We start from the raw sequence: 26,348 nt of genomic DNA on the forward strand, positions 1-26,348 counted from the left end.
GGCCGTCGCCTGGCTGGTCGGCGGCGCGGCGGGAGTGGGTCTGCGCATCACCGCTGGCCCGCCGGTGTGGACCGGCGCGCCGCTGCTGGTGCTGGCGCTGCTGGCGACGGCCCTGTCGGCTCGCTCGCTCTGGGTCGCGGCCGTACGGCAGTGGCGGTCCGACGCCTGCCTGGCGGAGGCCGCCGAGGCCGTGGAACGGCTCGGTGACGTCCTCGACCAGGGCGTCCTGCAGCACTGGCTGCTGGCGGACGCCCGGGCCGGGGCGTCCGACCAGGCCAAGGCGCTGGCCCATCTGGTGCAGTCGGTCTGCGACACCCTGGCGGAGTTCGCCGAGCAGCTCGGCCGCCGGGCCCGCCCGGCCTGGGACTCCGCCCAGCGCGGCAGCGGCCGTACCGGGCCCTCCGGCGGGCGCGGCGGCAGTACGTTCGCCGTGGAGTACGTCGGCCAGGCCGGGGAGGCGCTGCGGACGACCCTCGCCGCAGACATCACCGATCTGGTGGCCGAGGTGCTCGCCCCGTACTGGGAGGTCGTGCTGCGCGATCCGTCCAGCGCCGCGGCGCTGCCCGTGGTCTCCCGCACCGACGAGCTGATGAACGAGTACCAGCGGCAGCCGGCGCAGATGGGCACCACCCCTCCGCCCCCGTTTGCGTCGGCGTCGGCCGACCGGCCCGATCCGGCCACCCTCGTCGGGGTGGACCTGCGCCGGATCGTCGACGTCCTGCTGCCCGACAGCCGCAACGAGGCGCTGCAGTTGTGCTCCCCCGACCAGCTGCGCATGCTCGACCGCGCACCGGGCGCCGCGCGCAGCTTCGGTTTCGTACCGCACGCCATGCAGGGGGCCTTCTGGAAGGCCGTGGTGAGTTCCTCGGGCGCGGACAAGGGCACCGGCGGCCGGGGTGACGGCGGCTCCGAGGCCCCGGGCAGCCCCCGCTGGGCGGCGCGGGGCAGCTCACCGGACGGAGCGGGGATGCCGGAGATCGTCTGGACCGCCTCGGGCCGGTTCGCCGGGCTGCTGCGTCTGGTGCCCCTGTCGACGGGGGCGGTACGGCCCGTGTGGCCGGGCCCGGACGTGGACGGTGCCCCCGCCGGGGACCACTCGTCCTTCCCGTCGGCCTCGCACGCGTCGGGCGAGACAGGGTGACGGGGAAGGACGCGGCACGATTGGTACGCGAGGAAGCCCGGAGCGTGACGGGATGAACGAGAGCCTGTCCTTCGTCGACTCCTCCGGTATGCCCGAACGGGTCCGGGTGCTCGACTACGGCGTCGACGAACAGCCCGCCCCCGCCTCCGGTTTCCGTACCCGGACCATCCGGCTGGAGGACGGGCGGCTGTTTCTGCAGCGGCGGCTGCTGCCCGCGTACACCACCCGCGCGGAGAGTGTGGACGCGCTGGAGGCCGAGATCCGTGCCGGACTCACCCTGGTCCGCACCTTCATGGAGGTCAGCTATCCGCCCGAGTTCACCCGGCTGGCCGGGTACGGCATCGAGGTGGAGCAGCCGTTCCTGCTGCTCGACCTCCCGCGCGACGGGCGGACCCTGGCCGAACGGGCCGGTGCTCTGATGCTGTCGGCCGAGCAGAAGAAGTTCGAGTCCAGTCTGTTCCGTGCCCTGCGGCTGCTGCAGTGGGCGGGGCTGGTGCACCGGTCGATCAGCCCGGCGACGGTGCGCTGGGACGGCTCCCGGGTGCAGCTGACCAGTTTCGGCAGCGCCGACCGGGAGGGCCGTCCGCGGCAGCGGATGGGGTCCCTGCCGTGGGCGCCGCCCGAGCAGCGCGAGGGAGTCGGCACGAACGACCACCGCGACGACATCTGGAGCGCCGGTCAGCTCGTGTACTTCGTCGCCCACGCCCGGGAACCGAGCGGCACCCGGATGCCACCAGTCGCCGGGCCCGTACGGGACGAACTGCTCAAGGACGTGTTCGCCGAACGGGCCGAGCAGCGGCCGGACGCGCGGACGATGCTGCGCCGCATCGCCGCCCCGGACCCCTGGGATGACCTCGGCCGCCCCTCGGACCCTCTGTCGACGGGACGGGCCCGGTTCGCCGAACTCCTCGCCGACAAGGGGCCGTCGGCGTGGCCGGTGGCACCGGCGGGGGTGTGGGGCGAACCGGAACAGCCGGACCACGCGGCGCCCGAGCCGGATGTCCGGCCGGACGAACGGGGCGGCCCGTACGAGCAGTTGGGCAGTGGCTGGCCACGGCGCCGGGGGCGATCCGGGCCGGGGCGCAGGGGATTCGGTGGCCGTAGGGCGGGAGAAGGCGGATAGTGGATCAGGACATCCCCCAAGGGCAGCCGCAGCAGCCGGTGCACTGTCCCAGTTGCCTCCAGGAACTGCATCTGGACGAACGGCAGTTGTTCCTCTCCGATCCCGAGACGAACAACATGGTGCCGTGGGACCCGGGTTCGGAGCCCAACCAGATGCGGCGCCAGGACCAGCTGAACCGCGCCTTCCTCAAGTGCCCCAACGACCAGCCGGACCGGCACTTCCTGCCGGTGCCGTACCTGATGTTCGGCAAGCCGATGACCATTGCCTTCGTCGGCCAGTCCGGCACCGGCAAGACCCATCTGCTGGCGGCGATCATGGCGGAGATCGGCCGGGGCGGCCTGGACTCCCTGGGGATCCGCTGCCGCTCGGTCAACACCTCCCAGCACCACGAGTTCCTGGCCCGTGCGGTCAACCAGCTGGAGGCGGGCCGGGTCCTGCCGGCCACCCGGCCCACGGACTTCGTGGAGTTCACCGACGCCCTGCTGATCACGGTCAACGGCCAGACCAGGCCGGTGGCCTTCTTCGACATCGCCGGGGAGTCGCTCCATCTGCCGGGCAAGGCCACCGAGTTCCTGCTCGGCGTGGACGCGCTGGTGTTCGTCGTCGACGCGCTCAGGGCGCTGCGGCTGAAGCAGCTGTCACTGGCCCGCGAGGTCGCCGGGGTGCAGCCGCACACGGCGGGCCTGGCCGACCCCACCTTCTCGGCCGTACTGGACCGGCTGCCGCGCGACGGCGGGCTGTGCGACGTACCGACGGTGATCGTGCTGAACAAGTGCGACGTGCTGCGCTTCGAACCGCCGATCGACCAGTGGCTGCGCGAGGACGGCCGCCCCAAGAGCGCCCCGGACCCGAATGAGGTGTACCGGGAGAGCCAGGACGTCTTCGCGTTTCTGACGCACCATCAGGCCACGCCTTGGCTGCGGCCTTTCATGGAGTGCCGCCGCTGCACCCTGCACTTCGTGTCGGCGACCGGCATGTCCCCGGCGGTGGCGCCCGCGGTCAACGGCGGCTCCCCGGCGTCCGGTTCCCCCACCGCCTTCGTCGGCGGGATCCGGCCCCGCCGGGTGCTGGGGCCGCTGCTGTCCGTGTTCCAGATGTGGGGTCTGCTGGACACACCGGTGTCCGCGCCGCGGCTGCGGGAGGTGTGACGACGTGACCGTCTCGAACGCCGGGATTCACCAGGTGGTGTGCGCCTACCAACCCGACAATCCCTCCCACAACAAGGGGTTCGGCCCGGTGGCGTCGTCCCTGGCCATGGCGCAGGAAGTGAGCCTCTTCCAGCTCGCGAGTGCCGTTCTGCGTCCTCCCGGCGACGCCGTCGGGAACTCGATCGCCTACGATCGGCTCTCCTCCCGGCAGGACGTCATCGTGCGGCGGGTCATGACGATCGACCACCTGCAGCGGGAGAACCTCCTCAGCCACGCCCTCGTCGCCGAGCCCGGCCGGTTCACCGCGGAATGGGCCTTGGGCCTGGAGGAGTCCGACTGGCCGCTCGGGGACGACTTCGCTCGTGTCGAACTGGGCCAGCGTCTTGACCGGCCCGACCCGACCGAGCTGGAACGCCGGTGCCGGGAGGGCGCGGACCGGCTCCGGGAGACCGGTCGAGGGTCGGCCCTCACCGAGGGGCTGTGCTATCTGACGACGTGGCTGCTGTCCCGTCCCAGGGGCAGGTTCTCCATCGACTCGTCCCTCGTCGCCGGGGCACCACGCGCCGCACTGCTCGCCCTCGTGGACATGCTCTCCCCGGTGCTGCCCGGCCGTTGGACGTTCTCCACCTTGGAATCCGTCGAATCCGATGCCTACCGCCTGATCGTGATGCCCAAGTGGCCCCTCCCCGGCAGTCGCGAGTACGGCCGACTGCGCCTCGGGGGCCGGCTCGCGCCCGACGGTCCGGCGCACGAAGCCGCGTCGCTGCTGGTGATGCGCTACCAGACCCATGGGTTGCCGGGGCTGGACCTCCTGCGCGCCCAGCCGGGCTGGGACGGGATGACCGCGGCAGGCCGTGCCGAGAGGCTGCGCGACCTCCTGGCCCGCCACGCCGGAACCGCACCCCACCGCGCACTGCCCGCGGGGCCGGCCCCGGATCCATCGGAGACGACGGAGGACACGCGCGAAACGCAAGAGACGCAAGAGACGCCGCAAGCAGCGGAAGAGGGCTCCGAGGAGCATGACGAACACCCCGCACCCGCCGAGCAGGAGAGGGACCCGGACTTCGAGCGTGCGGAAGAGCCGGACCCCGTGGAGCCACATCGCTCGGCGGCGCTCGATCCGCCACCGGCGGAATTCGTACTCTCCCCGAGCGGCGAGGATTTCTTCGCCGACGCGGACGCCGAGCGGCGCGACCGGGAGGCCGCAGCGCTCGTCGAGAGGCTGCTCCGGGCGCACAGCGACGAGGAGGGGATGGAACTGCTGCGAGAGGTGTCGAGCCGGGCCCCGCTGTGGAACGGGTCGCAGACTGTGATCGCGTGTCTTACCGCGATCCGCTACCGGCTCGGACTGCGCGGAACCGGGCGCCGCCCGGAGTTCCGGTACAACCCGCAGCACCTGTTCGACCTGCTGATCCGCCCCGCCCTGCGCCAGGAGAAGGCGGCTCGCGACTGGGCCTGGTTCGTCCGTCAGCAGCACACCGTCTTCTCCACCGACCCGCTGCGTTCGGTAATGCGGCAGATGCTCGACCAGGCGGAGCGTGGGGAACTCGACGTTCACCACTCCTTCTTCGACGTGCTGGGTCCCTGGGCCGCTCGCATCGCCCTGCGCCTGGGGCCTTTGACGAAGGTGCCTCCCCTTCCCGACAGACCGCCGGAGATCCCTCCTCGACCCAGGCCCGGGTTGCTGCGCGGCAGGCGGGACAGGAAGGCTCAACGGCCCCGTCATGCGGGGGGGCCGGCACCGGCGGAGTCGAAGGGGAACACCGATGACTTCGTGCTCCTCGGCAAGATTCTGGTCTTCTTCGTCTGCTTCGTGCTCGCGGTCGTGATCTCCGGCGCGTTGCTGGACGTCCTGCCCTGACCGTCCCGCCGAGCGGGCCGGTCAGGGCAGGCCGGTGGGGGCGGGCCGTTCCCGTAAGGCGTCAGAGCACCCCGATGCCGAAGGTCTCGTCCTCGGGGATGTGGGTCAGCAGCCGGATGCGCGGCACCCGCCACCCCCCGTCCCCCGGACGCGTGGCGAAGTTCTGCAGCCGCTCGGCGATCTGGTGTGCGGTTCGGCCGAAGGCGACGGCATGGTCGAGAGCCGCACGGCGCCAACTGCCGTCCGGATCGGAGTCGACGGGCCCGGCGGCGAGCACGGCCGGAACATAGCCGAGCAGGTGCAACTGGAAGGCGAACAGGTCACGCAATTGCGCGTCCGAGCCCTCCGAGGTGTCCTGCGGCAGCGCGTCCAGCACCACCAGGGGAGGCGGCTGCCTCCGTTCGGCGCACAGCATCCGTACGGCGCGGTCCACGTCCTCCGGGCGGATGGACCGGGCGCTGCCCGGCAGGCGCAGCGCCGCCCCCTGGTCGAACGGGCGCATCTCGCCGTGCAGGAGGAGCACGTCCACGGGCCTGTCGTCCGCGATGTCGAGGGGCTCCCGGGAGAGCAGGAAGTCCTCCGTCGCCCGCCACACCAGGGCACCACCGGTCTCGTCCGAACGGGGTGCCGAGGGCTCGGGACCAGGACCGGGCGGGCTGCCCACGGCGTTGCCCCGGACGTCCACCTCGATCTGGGTGACCGGGCGTTCCTCGGCCGCGGCCCGTACCGCCCGCCGCAGCCGGGCGGGTACTTCTCCGCGGGCCTCGCGTTGGTAGGCCGCCCACGCCCTGCGCCAGGACTCGTCCATCTTGCCGGTGGGCGGGTCCTGTCCCTCGTACCGGCCGAGCCGGCGCAGCGCGAACTGCAGGTTGCGGCAGCGGGCCTCCTCCAGCAGGGGGGTCTCCAGCAGTTCCGCCAGTGCGTCGGCCGGGACGCCGACATCGCCGCCGTCGCGGGCGGCGAGCAGGTGCCATACGGTGGGCACGTCGCTCTCCCTGGTGAGGCGGAGGAGTTCGGCGGCCTCCTCCACCGCCCTGCGCCGCTGACGGCCCCTGGTGTGCCTGCCCCGGGCGATCAGGTCGGCCGCGCGCAGCGTCAGCCGCTGCGAGGGTTCGTGGGCCTCCGCCACGGGCAGGGGGTCCGGCGTCACCTCCGCCGGCAGCAGGCGGTGCAGGCGCAGCCAGGTTGCGTGCACCTGCCGGTTGTCCTTGCCGAGCCGGGCGGCGGCGGTGCGCATCGCGGTGATCGCCTGGGGGCTGCCGCCGAGCAGGAGTGTGCGCAGTTCCGCCGTCCACAGGGCGTGCAGGCCGACCGCCCGGTCGGTCTCGCCGGGTTCGGTCCGGCGCTGGTGCAACAGTCGTTGGACAGCGGCGACGCGGGTCCTGTCCGTGAGCACGGGCTGCTCGGCGACGGTCGCGTACAGCCTCACCTGCTCCGCGAGCAGCATCAGACGCCGGTTCGTGCCGGGGACGGACCGCCCCGCCGTGGTGATGGTCGCGACGTGGTCCCTGATCTCGTGCACGGGGGCGCACACGAGCGCGTGTAGGCCGTAGCACAGCCATTCGGCCGCGGTGGGCGGGGTGCCGAGACGTCCTGGTGCGTCGCGCCGCGAGCGCAACTGGTCCGACCAGCGGCGCAGTACCTCCTCGGCCTCCTCGCGGCGGCCCCGGCGGTACAGCAGCGCGCACTCGGCGCCGTTCATGTACGAGCCGGCCGGACCGCGCGCATCCTCCCGCAGCGGCCGGGAGCGCGAGATCCACTGGTGCGCCCGTCCCAGGTCGCCGGCGGCGGACAGCGCCGTGGTGACGCGGAGCACCATCACCGACAGGCGCTGTTCGTCGTCGCAGGCCCGGCCCATGGCCATACCGGCGTTGGTCTCGGCCTGTTCGAGTTCGAGCATCTGGGCGCAGGCGCGGGCCAGCACCATCAAGGTCTCGAAGGCCAGCTCGGGCTCCATCTGTCCCGACACCGCGGGCAGGGTGACCTCGCGCAGTAGCTGCTCGGCCTCCTCCGCCTCGCCGACGAGCAGTTGTGACCTCGCCTGGAGCAGATCCGCCCGTAGCGCGTCCCGGCCGAAACCGGAACGGGTGGGCAGTTGAGCCGTCACCGGGAGCCCGGAGCGCAGCTCCGCCTCGGCCGCCATCAGACGCGTCCAGTCCTCCGCGGGGCCTGACGTCGTCTCCAGCCGACGCCGCCAGGCCCGTACCAGATCGGGCCGGTCCACCAGGTCCCAGTCCTGCATGGCGTAGCGGGCCACGAGCCCGGCCTGGGGGGCCTCGCGCGCGACGGCGGCTTCGAATACGTCGGTGAAGGCGCGGTCGGCCGCCGCATGGCTGTCGTGGGCGTGCTCCTTGGTGCGGCCGATCCTGACCCGGCAACTCGCCATCAGCAGCCGGGCGTCGGCGGTCCACAGGTGTTCCAGGGGGCCGACGGGACGGTCCGGGTCACGGTGCTGTGCACTGTCCAGCACGGCTTGAAGCAGGCCCTCGGCCTCATGCACCGGGGCCGGGCCCTCACGCAGTCCGGCGTGCAGTCGCAGGGCGGCGGTGATGATGTCCGCCCGTAGCTGGTCCGTGACAGGCCGCCGGTTCCCGTCGGTCATCCCGGCGCGGAGCCGCACCAGCTTCAGACAGCGCTCCACGTCGAACCAGCCGGGCCTGCCCCCGTACAGCACGGCGTGCAGTTCGCCGTAGGCGCGTTCCAACGCGATGTCGTACCAGAGCTGCAACGGCATCACGCGCGGATCGGGCCGGCCCCGGCGCCCGCGGTCGTTGTCGGGGCACTCCAGGTCGGCGCTGAGCAGCCGGTCGGCGAGATCGATCACGGTCGCGAAGTCGCCTCGCTGCCAGGCCAGTGTGACCTGGCGGTGCCAGGTCCGCGCGACCTCTTCGAGGAAGTCCTCACGGTCGTCCCGCCGGTCCACGGCGGAGTGCAGCTGGTGGTAGACCTGCTCGGCGACCCACCCCGCCGTCTCCTTGGGGCTTCCCGCCCGACGGGCGAGACCGGCACAGCTCCGGGACGCGGACCGGTGGAACTCGCGCCAGGCGGGCTCCTCCTCGGAGCGCAGCCGCCGGGCCAGTTCCCGTCGCACGTTGATGTGGACGTCGAGCCGGGTGTCCGTGGCCCTGATCCACGCCGAGCGCTTGGCGTAGCCGATCAGCTGGTCCCACAGGGTTCTGGGATCCTCCAGCCCGCCCTCCCCGGCCTGCTCGCTGTGCGCGGACAGCAGGGGCACCAGCACGTTCAGGAAGTACTCGTAGGTGGGATGGCGGGCGACCGCGCAGTACTTGAGGGCGTGGCGGGCGACCTTGTCGTTGATGTAGTTCAGCTCGCGGTCGACGACGAACAGATAGAGCGACTTGCCCTCCGTCGGCAGCTCGTCGTCCGGGGAGCTGGCGAACAGGGCCAGGACGAGCGGGTTGAAGCCCGGGGAGCCCTCGATGTCCTGCTCGCAGGCCTCGACTATCGCCTGTGCCCGCCCGTCGGCCACACCGCGCAGCTTGAGGTAGCTGCGCGCCTCGTCGGCGGTGAAGGGCTGGAGGGCGAGCGCCCGCCACGGTACGCCCGAGAAGGCCTTGCGGAAGACGTCCAGTTCGGTGACGTCCGCCCGGCCGGAGAGCACCACCCGCAGCCAGGGCACCTCGCGGACCAGCTTGCTCAACATCTCCAGCAGGGGCGCCAGTTCCTCTTCCGGGGCCTGGAGGAGTTCGTCGGTGGCGTCCAGACAGAACAGGATCGGGGCGTCCGGGGCGATGTCGTTCAGAGCGTCGGCGAAGTCCTGGACCAGGGAAGCGGGCAGGGCAACGCCGTTCCACCGCCGCAAGGGGGTGTTGCCCGGCGGTTCGAACTCGCGGTCCAGTTCCCGTCGGCGGTGCCGGTGCCGGTTGAGGAACAGGCGCATGCGTCGGCACCGGCCCTCCCGGTCGAGTACCTCCGCCTGCTCCAGGAACCGCTCGGCGGCCTTGACCAGCAGGAGTCCCGGTAAGCCGAGCAGGCGCTCGGACACCATGGGCTGCGCGTCGAGGACGGCGGAGAGTACCGGCGGGGACTGCTGGACACCGAACCGGGCGACCAGCCAGGCGAGTTGCGTGCTCTTTCCCATGCCACCACTTGCGTGCAGGTGGATGACACGGGGCGGCCCAGGAGGGATTCCGTCCGCACCGGGCTGCGGTGGTGGCGTGCCCAGGACCGCCGATTCCAGCAGGCCCTCCACCTCGCGGCGCGCGACGTAGTACCGGGTCTGTGCGAAGTACCCGTGCAGGCCTCGGCTCATCTCCAGTCGGTGTTCCGCCCGTTCACGGCGCTCCACCAGACCGGAGTGGAGCGCGTCCGCGGCGAAACTGCGCAGGTCGTCCGGCGCGACGGCCTGCGCGAGTTTGCGGCACACCTCGAAATCGGCGACGTTCTCGAACGCCGGATACCACTTGTCGAACACCTCGCCGGCTTCCCGGTGCCTGCCCGCGAGTACCAGGAGCCGCAGCCGCTCGACCATGGCGGTGTTTCCGTCGGCACCGGTCAGATGGGACGCCAGCCGGTCCGCCGTCTCGGTCATCGCGGCGGGCAGTCCCGCTTCCGTGGAGGACGCGCCGTCGTCCTTCCACCAGGCCGCCCAGGCGCCCTTGCGGATCATGCCGTTGAGCTGGTACCACCCGGTCTCGGCGGGATACGCGGCAAGGACCCGCCGCAGGTCCTCGAACGAGTACTCCAGCCCGTCGGTGGCGACGGCGAAGGCGGGCTCGCTCAGGCAAGTCATCAGGCTGCACCGCTTGAGCGCCTCGTAACGCACCGGTTTGCTGTCCCGCGAGTCGCGGAAGTGTCGGAACGCCGTCTCGTATTCGTCGTCCCCGGCGGCGGTCACCCGTCCAGTCCGTTCCATGCGCCCTCCCCCCTGATTCCCCGGTTCAGCCGATCCTGGCGAGCGCGGTGTCGCACACGTCCTGCAGGAGTTGCGGGCCGAAGTCTTCCCCAAGCGTGTCGAGTTTCTCTCGCACCAGTGCGCGCCACTCCGGCGAGTCATGCCAGTCGTAACCCATTCGTGTACCCAATTCCCGCAAGAGCGGCCCACCGTGGTGCGCCGGCCATCGCTGCAGCGTGATGTGATGACGTTCGGCGAAGAACCCCGCCAGCCGGTCCTCGGTCCGGTCGTGGTGGGGGTGTTTGGCGGTCGCCATGACGGTGATGGCGCCGTGGCTGTGCAGTGCGGCCTTGAACAGATGACTCACCAGGTACCTGGCCTCGTCGTCGCTCAGCTTGTCGCTCTCCACGAAGTGGTCGAGAGCCAGTACGAGGTGGGTGCCCGGCGGAGCGGCCTTGACGATCAGTTCGACCGCGGCCTCGACCAGTTCGTCCCGAATCGGACTGACCCCCATGTGAATGCCGCCGTCGCGCGGCTCGCGGGCGACCAGCTCCTCGACGGCGGCGAGTTCGCCGTCCAGGTCCCAGCCACCGTGGCGGCCGCTGTGCGTGCGTACGCTCTCGGCGATCCTGGCGACCGTGTCCAGCAGGAAGTCGTCGGGCTTGGGCATCTCGTCGGCCACCCTGAGGGGTTTGGTGCTGGGGCGGCTGGCGAAGTCCAGGTAGAGGGCGCGGGCGCCCGGCCGTTCCTCCCAGACGCGTAACGTCGACAGCAGGAACCAGGTGGTGCCGATCCTGTCGTCCGGCTCACCACCGGTCAGCACGATCAACTGCCGGACACCGGCGCCCTCCTCCAGTTGTTCCAGGGCCGTTCTGCGCTGCCCCACGCGGTCGGTGGCGCGCTCCAGGTTCCCGTACAGCGCGGGGAGCGACGGGCGCGCAGGCGCCGAAGGCTTCGGCAGTACGAGGTCGGGCCGGCAGTTGACCGTCAGGGCCGCGGAGCACTCGACCTTGGCCTCCGCCTCCGCGTCGGCCGACAGGTCGGCGGCGGTGGCGGACCGGACTGCCGCGTCGAGGCTCTCTCCGGCGATCAGCGCGCGGTAGAACGCGGTCAGCGACGCGCACAGATCATGGTGGGCGTCCGGTTCCGGTCCGGGCGTCAGGGACACCACGGCGCGGACCGGCATGACGGCGTCCGCTTGTGCAAAGGGTTGCAGCAGTTCGTGTGCCTCGACCTGGGCCCCGTCGCTGCTGGAGACCACCAGCCGGACGGAGGAGAGGTTGACACCGCCGGGCACCCCCTGGTCGAAGAGGGTACGCGCGGTGTCTCCCGCCAGATGGAGCACGTGCGGCTTGCTGGCCTTCACGGTCCGGGCGAGCGCACCGTGACTCACTGGGCCTGGGAGCACCTCGACCTCCCAACGATCGGCGTGCGCGTGCACCGCGGCATGAACCGCGACGTCCTCGTGCCACGGAGGATCGTCAACCGTTCCTCGTTCCAGGTGCGAATCCACCCCCACGACCAATACCCGTACCGGGAGATCCCCGAACGGCAGCCGCTCGTCCGGTTGGAACGCGCGGGGGCCGACAGCGGTGCGCACCACGCTGGGCGCCGTCCGGCCCTCCCCGAGCGCCGTCTGTCGCGCCATCCCCTCCCAGTCCAACCGGCGCAGCTCCGGTTCGTGGAGCCGCAGCACCAACAGTCCTGCCTCGTCCTCGACCAGTCCCCGCACCTGTTCCCACAAGGCCTGAGGACCACCCGGGTCGGTCAGCGCCAGTGGCGGTTCAATCTCCACCGGCGTCCTGTGTTCCACACCGCTCTCCCGGATCAACGCCGTCTCGACGGCATAGGCCGCCCCGGACGGCATTCCGGCAGCCTTGATCCTCAGGTGGACGACGTGCGTCATTCACCCACCCCCCATAGTTCGTGCACTGTGTCGGCGGAGCCTACGAATCCCCCCGCAGGTCCCCGAACCCCCGCTCCACCTCGCTGTCAGCGGCGAGTTTGCGCAGCAGGCCCCGTGGGTCCAGCGCCCCGGGCACCGGCGCCCCTCCTCTCCCCGAAAGGTCTTCCTGGACGCGTCCGCACAGCTCGTCCACGGTCGCCGGGAGCACCCCCCGCTCCGAACGGCTCCGCTGCCACCGCGCACGGTCCGAGTCACGCTCCGCCAGGATGTGCGCTCCGGTGAGCCGGCCCACCAGGGTCGCGTACATGTGGTGTGCGTGCGTACTGCGCAGCAAACTCTCGTGCTCGCAGGCGAGTTGGTCGTCGCCGATACGCCGGTGGCAGGCACCGATGTCCATCGGTGTGCCCTGGGCGTAGAGCAGTCTCAGTGCTTTCAGTTCGTAGTCCCTCGCTGTCTTCATGGCGCCGTGTCCCGCCAGGCGGCCGTTCGCCTCGGTCAGTTGGGTGGCCTGCTGCCGTTTGATGCGGGCGCGGGCCACATCGGTCATGGCTTGGACGATGACGTCCCCGGAGTGTTCGACCGCGCTGAGGCAGCCGACCAGTTCGCCGTCGCACTCCTCCAGCACGTGCCAGTTGCCGTTCTCCAGGCGTGGGTCCAGTCCGAGCAGACAGCCCTCCACGGCGTGCAGATGGCCCTCGATCGGGTCGGGGCCCACCAAGTCCAGGTACTGCCCCAGCCGTTCGTGGTCCGCCCGGGCCAGCTCCAGATGGCGGGCGCGGTCGGCGGAGCCCTTGGGCGCGGCGTCGGCGAGGAGGACGTGGGTGTCGCGTCTTATGGTGAACAGCTTGCGGCGGAGTATCTCCCCGCCGGCCCAGCGGTGGTGGACCGCGTCGCGGAAGCGGACATCGGCGAGTGTCTCGAAGGCGGTCTCCATGCGGTGCAGCGCGTCGGGCAGCTCGCCCCTGTCGACCATCACTCGCAGCAGTTCCACCTCGACCGCGTCGGCCACCAGGGGGGTCGTGCCGTCCGCGTCGCAGAACCGCAGGTAGTCCTCGGCCACTTCCCGGGCGTCGGTCAGTCTTCCGGTGTCCCTGAGTCCGCTGAGGATTCCGGCGCTCATGGCCATGGCCAGCGGCGAGTTGTCCACGACGGGGTCGCCCGGCCCCTTTCCGAGGAGGGCGGACAGGCCGGGTCGTCTGTTCTCGTCGATGGCCTTGAACACACTGCTGAGGCGTTGGGCCATCTTGAACTGGTCGGAGTTCTTGTCCCTTATGTCGACGGTCACTCTCTCCAGTTTGCGCAGGGTGTCGCCGAGGCCGTCGCGGCCCCGGCGCGAGCGGGTCATCCGGACGGCGACGAAGTGCAGCCATGTCTCCCAGTCACTGGCGCGCTCCAGATAGGGCATCGCCTCGGGTATGAGCCGGTGGGCGTCCGCCGTTCTGCCGTGCGTCCGGTGCCGCAGGGCCGTCTTGACCCGGCCGGCCGTGTGGCGGATCGCGATCCGGTCCACCTCGGCGCGGAGCGAGCCGTCCAGGTCGAGCCAGGCCGCCTGGACGCGCCGTACCGCCTCGGCGACCGCGGGATGCATCCGTATCCTCATGTGCGTGCCGTTCGCGGGCAGGTCGATCAGGCAGAGACCGGCCAAGGACTCCAGCAGGAAGCGGAGTTCGTCCTCCTCCCCACGCGTCGACGCAACCTTGTCCGTGCCGCGCTCCGGGTGCGGTGACGGGCCGGCGAAGCTCTTGCAGCGGATGCGCAGCCCCGCCCATACCTCCGCCAGCAGGCCCGGCGCGAAGACATCGTCCGGGTGCAGCACCCGGTGCCGGGGGCTGAGCAAGGACAGTGCGAAAAGCAGCAGTTGGCGTGCATCGGTGCGGGGAACGCAGTTCAGCGCCTCCGCGGTCCACTCCTCGATCAGCCGCCAGTCCTCCGGAATGGGCTCGGTGTGGTCCTGCCCCAACTGGTCGCCGTCCACGGTCGCGAGATGCTGCAACCGCCGGGTTCCGTCCGGCTCCGCCGCCACGCCGTCGGCGAAGCGCAGCAGTCCGGGGTGCCCGTCGGCGCGTGCGAGCACGTTGTGCACCAGCCTGCGCTGCTCCTCCCCGGCCATGTCGCGGGCGGCGGTGGTGATGATCCGCCCGAGGTGCGGAAGGCTCTGGGCGTGCAGGAACGCCTCGGCGGGTGCCAGGAGGGGGACCTGGATGTCCGGCAGCCGACGCTGGTCGAGGTGGAGCGGCAGCGGGCTGGTGATCAGCAGCCGGAAGCCGGGCGCGGGGCTCTGTGTCATCGCGTCGATCAAGCGTGCCCAGCGCGGATCGAGCCAGGGGCCGGGCGACTGGGGACCGTGGCCGTCGGTGTCCGCCGTCCTCGCATCCCGGGGGCTGCGCGCGATCAGGTGTCCCACGTCGCGCAGGAAGACCAGGAAGTACTCGGTGTCGCTGTTGGTCAGGCGTTCCTCGACGTCGTTGCAGAACCGCTCGAAGGCGGTGTCGTCGGCCAGGAAGTCGTCCAGTTGCTCCTGGGCCGGCACGGGCTCCCCGCGGATCTCGAACGCCTGGCGGATCGCGGACTGCTCCAGCAGCAGGGCGACGAAGCCACGCAGGGCACCCCATGGGGTGGGCTCCGCCGGTCTGCCCTTGAGCGGGTACCACACGACATGCCGGTAGCGGTGGGCGCCGTACTGGCTGATCAGCTCGCGTGCGCAGGCCTCCTTGCCGACGCCCGTCATGCCGTGCAGGACGGCGCCGTTGGCCTCGCCGCCGGTGAGCCGGGCGAAGATCTCGCTGGCCCGCCACATCGGGTCATGGTGGCCGATGAGGCTGGACGGCCGGTGACCCATGGTCGGCGGATCGGGCCTGAGGAGCGGCGGAGGCTCCACAACCAGACCGCAGGCGTCGGCGCCGTAGAGAACGGGTGCGGCGAGATCGAGTGTCTTCGGTGTCAGGCACTCCCTGAGTGCCGCGCCCACCGCCCGGGGCAGCGTCCAGCCCTGCGCGAGCAGGTTCTCGTACACCTTGGTGAGGAAGGCGACCGCGGCCTGGTCGCCGATCCGGTGCCGGAAGGCGAGCACGGGGCAGCCCAGGTGCCGGGCCAGTTCGACTGCGAGCCCGTCGCCGGTCGGGGCGGGTGTCGTCGTCGGGGATTCCGGCGTGCGGTGCGAGGGGATGCGGAACATCTCCAACTGGTCCGCGATGGAGGGGCTGCTGGCCGGTCTCGTGGTGATGACGGTGAGCCGAAGACGCTGGTCGTTGTCGCCGGTCGCCAGCATCCCCACCAGTTCGTCCGCGGTCAGGGGTGGCTTCGCGGTGGCGTCCCCTGTCTCGGAGGCCGACGACCATGCGCCGGGTGCTCCGCGGTCGGCCAGGTGCAGGATCATCTGCCAGCGGCCCGCGTCCCGCCGGTTGCCGGAGCGCTTGGCGCTCTGTACCTGCTCCTTCAGCTGATCGTGTGTCACGTGGTAGGAGAGCGTGCGTGTCGTGATGTCCAGGCCACCCCCGTCGGCGGCGATGTGGCGCACCTTGGCGAACACCTGTAACTGTTCGGCGTGCAGGTCCAGCGGTTCACCGGCCTTGGTGCGGTTGAAGACCCCCACGAGATGCAGCGGGAGGCCGGCCCCTGCCCGGCGGGCGCGGCCGTCCTGGGCCGGGTGTCCCGCCTCCACGTCGTGGACGAAGGTGAGTTCGCGTGCCGCGAGGGTGATGCCCTGCTCGTCCGCCGCGAGGAGCAGGGGGTAGCGGAGCACTTCGCGTTCCGGGCCGTCCGGGTTCAGCCGGATCAGCACGGTCGATGGGCGGTTCAGGGGCAGCCTGTCCCAGACCTCCTGGGTGAGCACCGAGGTGCGCAGCCACTGTCCCAGCCGACGCAGCTGGTTGGCCTCCCCGACCTCGTCCAGCCTGGTACGGCGGATGAATCCGTGCGGGTCCGTGAGGAAGCCGTAGGTGCCGGACTGACTGTCCGCGCTCGCTCCAGCGGCCGGATCGACCGGGAACTCACCGGGCGCCCCCGCCCCGTCCCCACTGCTGATCCGCCACCGCCAGCTCGGACCGCCCCTGCCCCTGCTGAAGTCCAGAATCTCCAGTAGGGCGTCGTAATCCCCCGACACGTTCTCAGTCCCCCTAAGAACCCCACGCATATGCCAGTGCAGAGCAGAGTAGACCCATGCCGCCGCACGCGCCCTGTATCGGCGGAGAATTTCCCTCCCTTTTGACGACGTTCTTTCGAAGACGATCGCAGGGCACAACCGATCGAATAAGAATGCGAATTCTTTTTATCAGTGTTCGCGGATCCAGTTCTCCAACTCCCGGACCGTCCCGGCATTGCTCTCCGCGTCCATCAGCAGGCCCGGCCGGCCGTGCGTACGGCGCAGCACCTTGTCCATCAGCACCCTGTTGCGCCGAGACCGCGCCAGCGCCCCGAGCCGGGGCAGGGTGTGGATGATCTGCGTCAGATCACGGACGTCCAGCGCCCGCAACTCCATGCGGGGCAGCGCGGCGGCGACGCCGGGCAACTCCGACCGGGAGGTCAGCAGAATTCTGCTCGGACCGTCCGCTCCGGCGAATTGCTCGATCAAGTCGGCAAAACGGGGTTCCAGGCCGATCGCGCGGTCTGCGGCGTCGAGCACGAGGAGGAGGCGGAGACGGTGCCTCATCGATTTGTCGATCAATTCCTTCCAATGCGGCAGCGGAGACGGGACGCCGATCCCGGGCATCTGAACGGTCAAATTCGTCAGCAGATCTTCGAAGGGGTCCGCCCCAGGCCGACCGGCGGCCTCGCGCGGGGTGGGCCTCGGATGCCAGAGGATGACGTCGAACGCCTCGCGGTGATCGTGCGCGAGCAGCGACGCGCAGGTGGTCGCCCCCATGCCCTCCGGCCCATGCACCACCGCGCCGGTCAGTCCGCTCCCCGGGGCGAGCGCCGCGCTCGCCGCGGTCATTTCCCGCAGCCGCCCGACGAACGAACGCGGCCGTTCCGGAAGCCCGCCGACGGCGCGTACGGGCACACCTCGCAGGGGACCACGCGTCATCGGGCGACCGGGCAACCGAAGGGTCCGGGCGGCGGCACCGAAGAGCATGGGGGTCGCCGCGGCGAACAGGGGTGTCCGGCGTTCGGCGAGCCGGGCATCGGTGACCGAGTCGACCACGGCGTTGTTCAGGGCCTGCGGGAGTTCGTGGCCGAGGCGCAGCAGGTACCTGTACATGCGTACGGCTACGGCGCGGGCGAAGTCAGTGCTGACCGGGAACCGCATGGCGACAACGGCGCAGCCGAGACGTTCGGCGACGGAGGCGGCGAGGGAGGTGAGGGCGGCGTCCTGCCCCGACGTGTCGCCGTTGTCCTCGTCGGCCACCCGGCTCCCCGACCAGCAGGCGGAGAGGAACAGCAGCCGGGTACGCCCCCGTGCCGGGGCCAGCAGGCGGAGAAGGTCGCGCGTGCCGACCTCGTCGGCCGTACCGTCGGCGTGTTCCAGGGCCAGGCTGCCCGGTAGGCCGTGCGCCACGACATGGATGACGTCCCAGCCGCCCGGCTCCCGCAGCATGCCGCTCAGAGTCCCGCGGCTCACCCCGAACTGCCTCGTGCGCAGTTCCATCGGGACGGAGCCCTCGCGTCCGCCGGCGGCCAGATCGAGCAACTCGGCGCGCAGGACGGTCCGGTGCGCGCCGAGGTCCACCGGTCGCTTGGTCCGCGGCAGGCTGAAGAGGGCGAGCACACGCAGGTGCGGCGGCGGGGGCGCCTCGTCGGCCCGCGAGGCATCCAGCCGCACACCCCGGACGAACACCACCTGGTGCAAGGACAGCGGAAGACCGTCGACAAGCCCCAACTCCCACGGAAACATTTCTAAGTCACGTAATTCATCGGGCAGTTGAAACTCCACTACCACCGGCGCCAGCACTTGGAGGCGGTGCGCGATCCCGCGCAGGCCGGTTCGGGTGATCCAGTCGGCACAGGCGCGGACCGTCTCCTCCAGGGCCGCGCTGTCGGCCCCCGTCCGGCGTAACTCAGCGATCCGGGCAGGCAACTCGTACAGCGGCGTCAGCTCACCCGACGTGGCCGGCCGCACCTCGAAGAATTCGGCGCCCAAGCCCTCCGGGGGCGTCAGTGACCAGACCCAGTAGTCCGGACGGCCGTTCGCCGGGGCGAGATGGTAGTGCCGGATGGCGAGCACGGCGGATCGTTTCATACCTGAACATGTTCCCTTTCATGCGAATCCGGTCTCTTTCAACTCACTTATGAATAAGTACCATTGATTCAGTGTCAATCCGCATACGTTAGGGCATCCGCTCTTCGGAGGCGGTACCGCAGTGGAGGGGGACCACGATGTCCGACAGCCGATACCAGAAGTACATCGAGCACGTCCGGGGCGATCTGGCCATGGAGCCCTCATGGCCGCCGTCCGCCGTGCGGGAACTCGGTGATGTGGGGGTCTTCCGGAAGGGGCACTTCGAACGCAAGGGCACGCTCAAGACGCTGTTCGGCCTGACCGTCAAACCCCGGCCGGTCCGGCGGAGCACCACGGTCTTCCACGGCGATTCCAAGGGCACGGTGCGCGTCCACCACAACTCGGCCATCGGCGCCGGGGCCGCGCTGGTCACCGCCGAGGGCTCGCTCGTCCTGGAGTTCGGCAAGGCGGACTCGGTGCTGTTCCACGCGACGGGATGCCGGACCAGGGAGATCGACGGGATCGAGGACGTCGAGCGGCTGATGATGGAACTGCACGACAGGGGCGAATGGCCGCGCCGGCAGGTCGTGATCACCGAGGTCACGCATGCCGAGCGAACCACCGCCGTCATGAGCAGCAAGCGCAATGACCGCATGGCGCTGCGCGCCGCGGCGGATCCCATGGTCACCGGCCTCGATCTGCTCACCGCGTCCGGTGGTCTGCAGTGGGCGGGCGGCTCGGCGGCCAGCCTCCAGGTCCTGTCGGAGGGCCGGCTCACGCCTCTCTACCGGGCACGCGGTGTGGTCCGGCATCTGTTCCGGGCCGACGAAGTCGGTTACCTGGACGACGGGGACGAGGGCGAGCCCGGGGGCGACGAGGCGGAGTGCTACGTGGACGAGGTGAGCTGTCTGGACTTCGACGACCTCGACGACCTTCCCTGAGCGGCGGGGCCCGGTCTCAGGCCTCAGGCGTTCTCGGGAAGCTCGTACGTGCCGTACTCCGGCTTCCCCGCGAGGTCGTACGACTGGATGGAGACGCCCTTGGAGGTGATGCTGCCCCAGGTGTGACGGAAGGCGGTCGGGGTGCTGCCCTCGGGGAAGAGCCGGAAGCCCGTGCCCACGACGACCGGGAAGCTCAGGATGTGCAGGGTGTCCAGCAGGCCGGTGCCCAGGAGGGAGTGGACCAGGGCGCCGCTGCCGTGAATCTGGAGCTCGCCGTCGGTACGGGCCTTGAGGGACCGGACCTCCTCGGTCAGGTCGCCGCCGAGGACCGTCGTGCCCGCCCACTCCGGGTCGGTGAGGGTGGTGGAGGCGACGTACTTCGGCTTGCTGTTCAGGGGACCGGCCACCGGGTCGTTCGGGTCGGTGACCTTCGGCCAGTAGGAGCTGAAGATGTCGTAGGTGCGGCGGCCGAGCAGGAACGCGCCGACGCGGCCGAAGACACCGGTGATGAACTCGCCGAAGTCGTCGTCGGCGTACGGGAAGCTCCAGCCGCCGTGCGCGAAGCCGTTGCGGGTGTCCTCCTCGCGGCCGCCGGGGGCCTGGTAGACGCCGTCGAGGGTGACGAAGATCGTGGAGACGAGCTTGCCCATGACGGGCCGTCCTTTCGGAGTGCGGTGCCGGTGATCTCCATCGTCACGTTGGTGTCCGTTGGCCGCCAGCGTGCGGGGGCGCCGGGCGCTGTGATGGACGCATGACTTCTTACGCAACTTCTGACGTGACTTCTGGCAGTGGAACTCTCGACGGCAAGGTCGCACTGGTGACCGGGGGCAGTCGGGGTATCGGTGCGGCGACCGCTGTGCGGCTGGCCCGGGCCGGGGCGGATGTGGCGGTGACCTACCTCAACGGCAAGGACGCGGCCGAGGACGTGGTGCGGGCGGTCACCGCGCTGGGGCGGCGGGCTGTCGCGCTGCGCGCGGACGCCGCGGACGCCGGGGAGGCGGTGGGGGCCGTCACTCGTACGGTGGAGGCGTTGGGCCGGCTGGATGTGCTGGTCAACAACGTGGGGGTGGGGGTGCTCGGGCCGCTCGCCTCGCTGTCGCCGGGGGATGTCGACCGGGTGCTCGCCGTGAATGTGCGGGGGGTGTTTCTGGCGTCTCAGGCGGCGGCCGCGGTGATGCCGGACGGGGGTGGGCGCATCGTCACCATCGGGTCGTGCATGACGCAGCGGGTGCCGGGGGGTGGGGGGACGCTGTACACCATGAGCAAGTCGGCGCTGGTCGGGCTGACGAAGGCGTTGGCTCGGGAGTTGGGGGGTCGGGGTATTACGGCGAATGTGGTGCATCCCGGGCCGATCGATACGGATATGAATCCGGCGGATGGGCCGTATGCGGCGGGGCAGGCGGCTGGGACTGCGTTGGGGCGGTTCGGGGCGGTGGGGGAGGTGGCGGAGACCGTGGTGCATTTGGCGGGGGCGGCGTATGTGACGGGGGCGGAGTTCTCGGTGGACGGGGGGCATGCGGCGTAGCCGTCCCCGTCCGTCGGGGGTTTCCTCGCCCCCGCCGCCCCTACCCGTCCCATCCTCCAGGGGCTCCGCCCCTTCGACCCCGGTGGCCTGTTTTTCGGCTGCGGGTGGGTGGGGGCTGGTCGCGCAGTTCCCCGCGCCCCTGAAATGCGGGGGCTGCGCCCCTCGCATTTCAGCCCGTCCGGCGTTTGAGGACGAGGCCCGGTTAGGGCCGACAGCGGGGGGCTAGGGGCGGTAGCCCCCAGGGGACGGTGGGGCCCCCTCTGGGGGAGGGTAGGGGCGGCGGGGGCGGGATCCCCCTGGGGGGTGGTTAGGCGCCGAGTTCCTGGTGGCGGGAGTCCAGGGACCTCGACCCCGCCTCCGTCAGTGAACCGAACAGGCGGAGGCGGGAGATGCCGCCGTCGGGGTAGATGTCCACCCGCGCGTGCGTGCCCACCGCCGGGGACGGCAGGAGGAAGCGGTGGTTCGTGTCGGGCTGGAGGCGGGTGCGGGGAAGGACCTCCCGCCAGTCCGAGGACTCGCCGTCCCTCACCGACACCGACGCCCACCCCGCGCTGTTCCCCTTCAGATACGCCGTGTCGATCTCGATCGCGCGGATCTGGGACTGCGAGACCAGCCGGTACTCGATCCAGTCGTTCCCCCGGTCCCGGCGCCGGCGCGTCTCCCAGCCGTCGTCCATCTTGCGGGACCGCCCGGGCTGGATGGTGTTGGTCGCCGGGGAGTAGAAGAGGTTGGAGGCGTCGAGCACGCTGCCGCCGTTCTCCAGCGCCACCACGTCGAAGGTGCCCAGCGCGGAGAGCCACGCGGGATCGGGCACGACCTCGCCGTAGACGCGCAGGCGCGCGATGCCGCCGTCGGGGTGCTGGTTGACGCGCAGGTGTGTGAAGCGCTGTTCGACGGCGACGGCGAAGCCGTTGGCGGCGTGGCCGCCGACCGGCGTCCGGGGCACGAGCGTCGTCCACTTCACGTCGTCCGACAGCAGCTCCTCCGGCGACGGCGACCCCGCCACCGACGTGGCCTCGACCGACACCGCCTGCGGGTAGTTGCCCCGGAAGTGCGCGGTGTCGACGACGATGCCCCGGATCACGCCCGGCGCGCCGAGGCGTACCAGCGCCCAGTCGTGGTCCTCGGGCGTCGGCCACGGGTGGTCGGCGGACGCGCCGCGCCGGCGCCGCGTCTCCCAGCCGTCCATGATCTTGCCCTTGTGCCCGAAGTGCTCGGGGTCGAACTCGGCCCGCTCCGGCACGAGCAGGTTCTCGCGCTGGGCGAAGAACTCGTCGTTGGCGGCGATGACTCCGGCCCCCAGCTGCCGGTCGGCGAGGTTGGCGTACTGGGTGAAGGGGAACTCGGCGGTGCGGTAGTCCGCGTAGGGGTCACCGCCCCCGTACGGGTTCGCGTCGCCGGTGAAACTCACAATCGCCGTCACTGCTCATGCCTTTCGGTGGTCTGGGCGGGGGTGGAAGGAGGCGCGCTCACTGCGGTCGGGCCAGCAGCGCCCCCCTCGGCTCGGTGAACGCCCCGTCCGCCACCACGCGTTCGCCCCTCAGCCAGGTGGACCGGACCACGCCGTACAGGGTCCTGCCCGCGTACGCCGTCACACGGTTGCGGTGCTGGAGGGCCGCCGGGTCCACGGTGAACGTCTCGTCGGGTGCGAGGACCGTGAAGTCGGCGTCGCGGCCCGCCTCGATGGCGCCCTTGCGGTCGGACAGGCCGACCAACTCGGCCGTGCGGGAGGACATCCAGCGCACCACGTCCTCCAGGGTGTGGCCGCGCCTGCGGGCCTCGGTCCAGACCGCGGAGAGGCTGAGCTGGAGGCCGGAGATACCGCCCCAGGCGGTGGCGAAGTCGTCGGTCTTCAGGTCGGCCGTGGACGGGGAGTGGTCGGTGACCACGCAGTCGATCGTGCCGTCGGCGAGGGCCTGCCAGAGCAGGTCCTGGTTGGCGGACTCGCGGATCGGCGGGCAGCACTTGAACTCGCTGGCCCCGTCGGGGACTTCCTCGGCCGTGAGGGTGAGGTAGTGCGGGCAGGTCTCGACCGTCACGCGCACTCCGTCCGCCTTGGCTGCCGCGATCAGCGGGAGCGCGTCGGAGGAGGACAGGTGCAGTACGTGCACGCGCGCGTCCAGCCGCTTGGCCTGCGCGATGAGTTGGGCGATCGCGGTGTCCTCGGCGTCACGCGGGCGCGAGGCGAGGAAGTCGGCGTACTTGGGTCCACCCTGCTGGGGCGCCGCCTCCAGGTGCCGCGGGTCCTCGGCGTGCACGATCAGCAGGCCGTCGAAGGAGGCGATCTCGGCCAGCGAGCGGGCGAGTTGGTCCTGGTCGAGGTGCGGGAACTCGTCCACGCCGGACGGGGAGAGGAACGCCTTGAAGCCGAAGACCCCGGCCTCGTGCAGCGGGCGCAGGTCCTTGACGTTGTCGGGCAGCGCGCCGCCCCAGAAGCCGACGTCGATGTGTGCCTTGTCGGCGGCCACCTGCTGCTTGATCCGCAGGTGCTCGACCGTGGTGGTCGGAGGGAGGGAGTTCAGCGGCATGTCGACGAGCGTGGTGATGCCACCGGCCGCCGCGGCGCGGGTGGCGGTCCAGAAGCCCTCCCACTCGGTGCGGCCGGGGTCGTTGACGTGGACGTGGGTGTCGACCAGGCCGGGCAGCAGGACGTCGTCGCCGAGGTCCTCGACGCGGCCGGCGGCGACGGGTGCGTCGTACGGCAGTACGGCGGTGATCTTCCCGGCGGTGACGGCGACCGCTGCGGGCCGGGTCCCCTCCGGGGTGACGACGCGCGTCGAGCGCAGCACCAGTTCTACGTCGGCCACCCGAACCCCTCTCTCCGCGCCTCTCCGAGCACGGAATTCAACGTTCTGTTGAAGGAGTCTTCACTCCCGCCCCGACGCCGTCAAGGGCACACTGCTGCTCTACGCCTTTTACGGCGACACTCTGGACGTTTCCACAAAGCGGAAATAGAATTCCAGTACGCAGAACGTAGCTATGCACAAGCGTGGAGTCAACTGCCTGCCGGGTAGGCTGCTGCCCTTCCCGCCAGTCCCGAAAGGAACGCGCCGTGCCGACGTCCAGCGCCAGCACCACCGACTCCGCCAAGTCCGCCAGCGGTGGCGTCCAGTCCCTTGAGCGCGCCTTCGACCTGCTGGAGCGGATGGCGGACGCCGGCGGCGAGGTGGGTCTGAGCGAGCTGTCCGCGAGCAGCGGGCTGCCGCTGCCGACCATCCACCGTCTGATGCGCACCCTGGTGGCCTGCGGGTACGTCCGTCAGCAGCCCAACCGGCGGTACGCGCTGGGCCCCCGCCTGATCCGGCTCGGCGAGTCCGCCTCCCGGCTGCTCGGCACCTGGGCGCGCCCCTACCTCGCCCGCCTGGTCGAGGAGACCGGCGAGACGGCGAACATGGCCCTGCTGGACGGCGACGAGATCGTCTACGTCGCCCAGGTGCCCTCCAAGCACTCGATGCGCATGTTCACCGAGGTGGGCCGGCGCGTCCTGCCGCACTCCACCGGCGTCGGCAAGGCCCTGCTGGCCAACACCCCGGACGCCGAGGTGCGTGCGCTCCTGACCCGTACGGGCATGCCGGCCGCGACGGAGAAGACGATCACCACCCCGGAGGGCTTCCTCGCGGCCCTGGAGGACGTACGCCGCGCCGGGTACGCCGTGGACGACAACGAGCAGGAGATCGGGGTCCGCTGCCTCGCGGTGTCGGTGCCGGACTCCCCCACCGCCGCCGCCATCTCCATCTCGGGCCCCGCGGGGCGCGTCACGGAGGAGGCCACCGAGCGGATCGTGCCGGTCCTCCAGCAGATCGCCCAGGAACTCTCCGAGGCCCTGACGACCGCCCAGAACCCCGCATGACCGGCTTAACGCGGTGGCCCGGCCGGTACACCGACCGGCACGGCTCGCAGGAGATCGTCTTCGAGTCGGACGGCCGCGAACTGATCCGTACGACGATCAGGGGCGTCCGCTTCGAGGGCGACGCCATGGACGGGCTCGGCGCGGTGGGCGGGGAGCCGCCCGAGCCGATGCTGGTACTGCGCGACGGGGACCTGTGGTCGTGTCTGCTGGAGTGGGAGCTGCCCCTGCCCGTGGATGTCGCCGGGCGGGGCGAGCGGACGGCGTCCCTGCACTGCGCCCTGAACCTCTGGTACCCCGAGGAGTCGGAGCATCTGACCCTCACCCTGCGCCTCGGCGGACACGAACTGAGCGCCACCCACCCCGACTTCGAGACCGCGCTGCGCGAGATCGCGGCCGCGCTGCCGGACGGCACCCGCCTCAGGGCGTGCGTCTCGTGCGCCTGGTCCGACTACCACCCGGCAGGCAACGGCATGATGGCGGGGCTGGCCTGCTTCCGCGATGTGAAGGACCTCTACCGGCGGTGCGACGGCAAACACGGGCGGCACGGCATCTTCACGTACTGGCCCCTGCGCACCGGGTTCGTCCAGGAGACCCACCTGTGCGACGAGTTCGAGCACCGCGCCCCGGACCACGGCTACCGCGGCGGGTTCCCCTGACCCCGCTGGTCCCCGAACAGTTCCACCGCGTTGCGTACGTCGCTCAGCCCCCGCGACAGAGCGCTCACCGAGCCGATCGCGCCCGCGATCAGCAGTAACGAGCGTTGCAGGCGCGGGATTTCGGGCGCTCCGGTGACCGTCATCGCGGCCAGGCTGGCGAGTTCGTCCTCCGCGATCGCCTTGTCCGGGAACTCGGCCGGGAGCGCGGCGAGTTGGCGGCGCAGCCGGGACACCGCGGTCCGCAGTTCCGCCACTCTCGGATCCTCACCGCTGCCGGTCACCGGCCTCTGCCCCAAGCTCCGCAACACCGCTCTCCCCCCGCGCACGCCGTTGTGCGCGTCCACGTAGTGGCCCGCCCGAGCGCCCCCTGGGCACCACCGAGCGCCCGTGGGACGCGGGTCAGTAAACGCCACCGGCGCGCGGCGCGCCACCGCGCGGACCGAAATTCAGCCCTCGGAAACCGGGCCTTGTTCGCGGTGTACCGGTATGCAGGAGACATGACGGACAACGAACAGCAGGTCGCCGGGCTGATCCTCGCCGCGGGCGGGGGCCGGCGTCTGGGCGGGCGCCCCAAAGCCCTGCTCGAACATCACGGACATCCACTCGTCGAACACGCGGTCGGAGTGCTGCGCGCGGCGGGTTGTACGCGGGTCCATGTGGTGCTGGGGGCGAGCGCCGCCGCCGTACGGGAGCGGGCGCGGCTCGACGACTGCGTACTGGTGGACAACCCGGAGTGGGAGCAGGGGATGGGGACCTCGCTGCGGGCGGGGCTCGGTTCGCTGGCCGGGACTGGGGTGCGGGCCGCGCTGGTGTCGCTCGTCGACCAGCCGGGGATCGGGGCGGAGGCGGTGGCCCGGGTGCTGGGCGCGTACGACGGGGAGTCGGCGCTGGTCTCGGCCGCCTACGACGGCGTACGGGGGCATCCGGTGCTGTTCGGGGCCGCGCACTGGGCGGGGATCGCCGAGACCGCGACCGGGGATCAAGGGGCGCGTGGGTACCTGAAGGAGCACGCGTCCGCGGTGCGGCTCGTGGAGTGCGGGGACGTGGCCCGGCCGTACGACATCGACACCGAGGCGGACCTGGTCCACCTTGAGTGAGCGGGGTGGCACTGGGCGACACCTTGCCTCGACCCGGAGAATCTCGACATCAACAAACCATTGAAGTTCCACGATAAGGAAACTACTATCC

17 protein-coding genes are annotated in these 26,348 nt (G+C 71.1%); 9 read left to right on the forward strand and 8 right to left on the reverse strand.

Features of this window, described 5'->3' with window-relative positions; genetic code table 11:
• The 4 genes from GA0115233_RS40865 to GA0115233_RS03835 all read left to right on the forward strand — a co-directional run.
• Positions 1-1,141: hypothetical protein (locus tag GA0115233_RS40865; RefSeq protein WP_218063396.1), on the forward strand; the 1,141-nt coding region annotated here is incomplete at its 5' end.
• A gap of 52 nt (positions 1,142-1,193) precedes the next feature.
• Entirely contained in the window at positions 1,194-2,264 is a 1,071-nt protein-coding gene (locus GA0115233_RS03825; RefSeq protein ID WP_093718625.1) for a hypothetical protein, read from the forward strand.
• Positions 2,264-3,412, forward strand: coding sequence for an ATP-binding protein (locus GA0115233_RS03830; RefSeq protein WP_093718626.1), 1,149 nt, complete (start codon positions 2,264-2,266; stop codon positions 3,410-3,412). Before GA0115233_RS03825 ends, GA0115233_RS03830 begins: the two co-directional genes overlap by 1 nt.
• Positions 3,413-3,416: 4 nt before the next feature.
• A complete protein-coding gene (locus GA0115233_RS03835; RefSeq protein WP_093718627.1) occupies positions 3,417-5,273 on the forward strand; it encodes a hypothetical protein in 1,857 nt (618 codons plus the stop codon).
• 61 nt (positions 5,274-5,334) lie between these two features.
• Here GA0115233_RS03835 and GA0115233_RS03840 read toward each other — a convergent pair whose 3' ends face one another.
• The 4 genes from GA0115233_RS03840 to GA0115233_RS03855 all read right to left on the reverse strand — a co-directional run bounded on the left by GA0115233_RS03840 (position 5,335) and on the right by GA0115233_RS03855 (position 18,209).
• A complete protein-coding gene (locus GA0115233_RS03840; protein WP_141689473.1) occupies positions 5,335-10,149 on the reverse strand; it encodes a hypothetical protein in 4,815 nt (1,604 codons plus the stop codon).
• Between the two features lie 25 nt (positions 10,150-10,174).
• Entirely contained in the window at positions 10,175-12,034 is a 1,860-nt protein-coding gene (locus tag GA0115233_RS03845; protein WP_093718629.1) for a hypothetical protein, read from the reverse strand.
• 40 nt (positions 12,035-12,074) lie between these two features.
• On the reverse strand, positions 12,075-16,136 hold the full coding sequence (locus GA0115233_RS03850; protein WP_093718630.1) for a hypothetical protein: 4,062 nt from the start codon (positions 16,134-16,136) through the stop codon (positions 12,075-12,077).
• A 168-nt stretch (positions 16,137-16,304) separates the two neighbouring features.
• Entirely contained in the window at positions 16,305-18,209 is a 1,905-nt protein-coding gene (locus GA0115233_RS03855; protein ID WP_093718631.1) for a CHAT domain-containing protein, read from the reverse strand.
• Positions 18,210-18,346: 137 nt separating this feature from the next.
• Here GA0115233_RS03855 and GA0115233_RS03860 point away from each other — a divergent pair, with 137 nt between their 5' ends.
• Positions 18,347-19,129: a hypothetical protein gene (locus tag GA0115233_RS03860; protein ID WP_093718632.1), complete on the forward strand. Its 783-nt coding sequence runs from the start codon at positions 18,347-18,349 to the stop codon at positions 19,127-19,129.
• Positions 19,130-19,152: 23 nt separating this feature from the next.
• Here the strand turns inward: GA0115233_RS03860 and GA0115233_RS03865 are convergent, their stop codons facing one another.
• Positions 19,153-19,779 carry a dihydrofolate reductase family protein gene (locus GA0115233_RS03865; RefSeq protein ID WP_093718633.1) on the reverse strand — a complete coding sequence of 209 codons (627 nt, stop codon included), beginning with the start codon at positions 19,777-19,779 and terminating at the stop codon, positions 19,153-19,155.
• A 101-nt stretch (positions 19,780-19,880) separates the two neighbouring features.
• Between GA0115233_RS03865 and GA0115233_RS03870 the strand changes: the two genes are divergently transcribed.
• Entirely contained in the window at positions 19,881-20,654 is a 774-nt protein-coding gene (locus tag GA0115233_RS03870; RefSeq protein WP_176711635.1) for an SDR family oxidoreductase, read from the forward strand.
• A gap of 307 nt (positions 20,655-20,961) precedes the next feature.
• Here the strand turns inward: GA0115233_RS03870 and alc are convergent, their stop codons facing one another.
• Both alc and allB read right to left on the reverse strand, forming a co-directional pair.
• Positions 20,962-22,077: an allantoicase gene (gene alc / locus GA0115233_RS03875; RefSeq protein WP_093718635.1), complete on the reverse strand. Its 1,116-nt coding sequence runs from the start codon at positions 22,075-22,077 to the stop codon at positions 20,962-20,964.
• A gap of 46 nt (positions 22,078-22,123) precedes the next feature.
• Positions 22,124-23,461 carry an allantoinase AllB gene (allB, locus tag GA0115233_RS03880; RefSeq protein WP_093718636.1) on the reverse strand — a complete coding sequence of 446 codons (1,338 nt, stop codon included), beginning with the start codon at positions 23,459-23,461 and terminating at the stop codon, positions 22,124-22,126.
• Between the two features lie 245 nt (positions 23,462-23,706).
• Here allB and GA0115233_RS03885 point away from each other — a divergent pair, with 245 nt between their 5' ends.
• Together GA0115233_RS03885 and GA0115233_RS03890 are read left to right on the forward strand one after the other, a co-directional pair.
• A complete protein-coding gene (locus GA0115233_RS03885) occupies positions 23,707-24,504 on the forward strand; it encodes an IclR family transcriptional regulator (RefSeq protein WP_093718637.1) in 798 nt (265 codons plus the stop codon).
• Complete coding sequence (locus tag GA0115233_RS03890) at positions 24,501-25,160, forward strand: DUF6304 family protein (RefSeq protein WP_093718638.1); 660 nt, start codon at positions 24,501-24,503, stop codon at positions 25,158-25,160. The genes GA0115233_RS03885 and GA0115233_RS03890 overlap by 4 nt, the downstream gene beginning before the upstream one ends.
• Here GA0115233_RS03890 and GA0115233_RS03895 read toward each other — a convergent pair.
• Positions 25,139-25,468 carry a DUF5955 family protein gene (locus GA0115233_RS03895; RefSeq protein WP_093718639.1) on the reverse strand — a complete coding sequence of 110 codons (330 nt, stop codon included), beginning with the start codon at positions 25,466-25,468 and terminating at the stop codon, positions 25,139-25,141. The two genes, GA0115233_RS03890 and GA0115233_RS03895, sit on opposite strands and share 22 nt — an antisense overlap.
• Before the next feature lie 189 nt (positions 25,469-25,657).
• Between GA0115233_RS03895 and GA0115233_RS03900 the strand changes: the two genes are divergently transcribed.
• On the forward strand, positions 25,658-26,257 hold the full coding sequence (locus tag GA0115233_RS03900) for a nucleotidyltransferase family protein (RefSeq protein ID WP_093718640.1): 600 nt from the start codon (positions 25,658-25,660) through the stop codon (positions 26,255-26,257).
• Positions 26,258-26,348: the final 91 nt, after the last annotated feature.

Source organism: Streptomyces sp. DI166, assembly GCF_900091315.1.
GTDB lineage: Bacteria > Actinomycetota > Actinomycetes > Streptomycetales > Streptomycetaceae > Streptomyces > Streptomyces fuscus.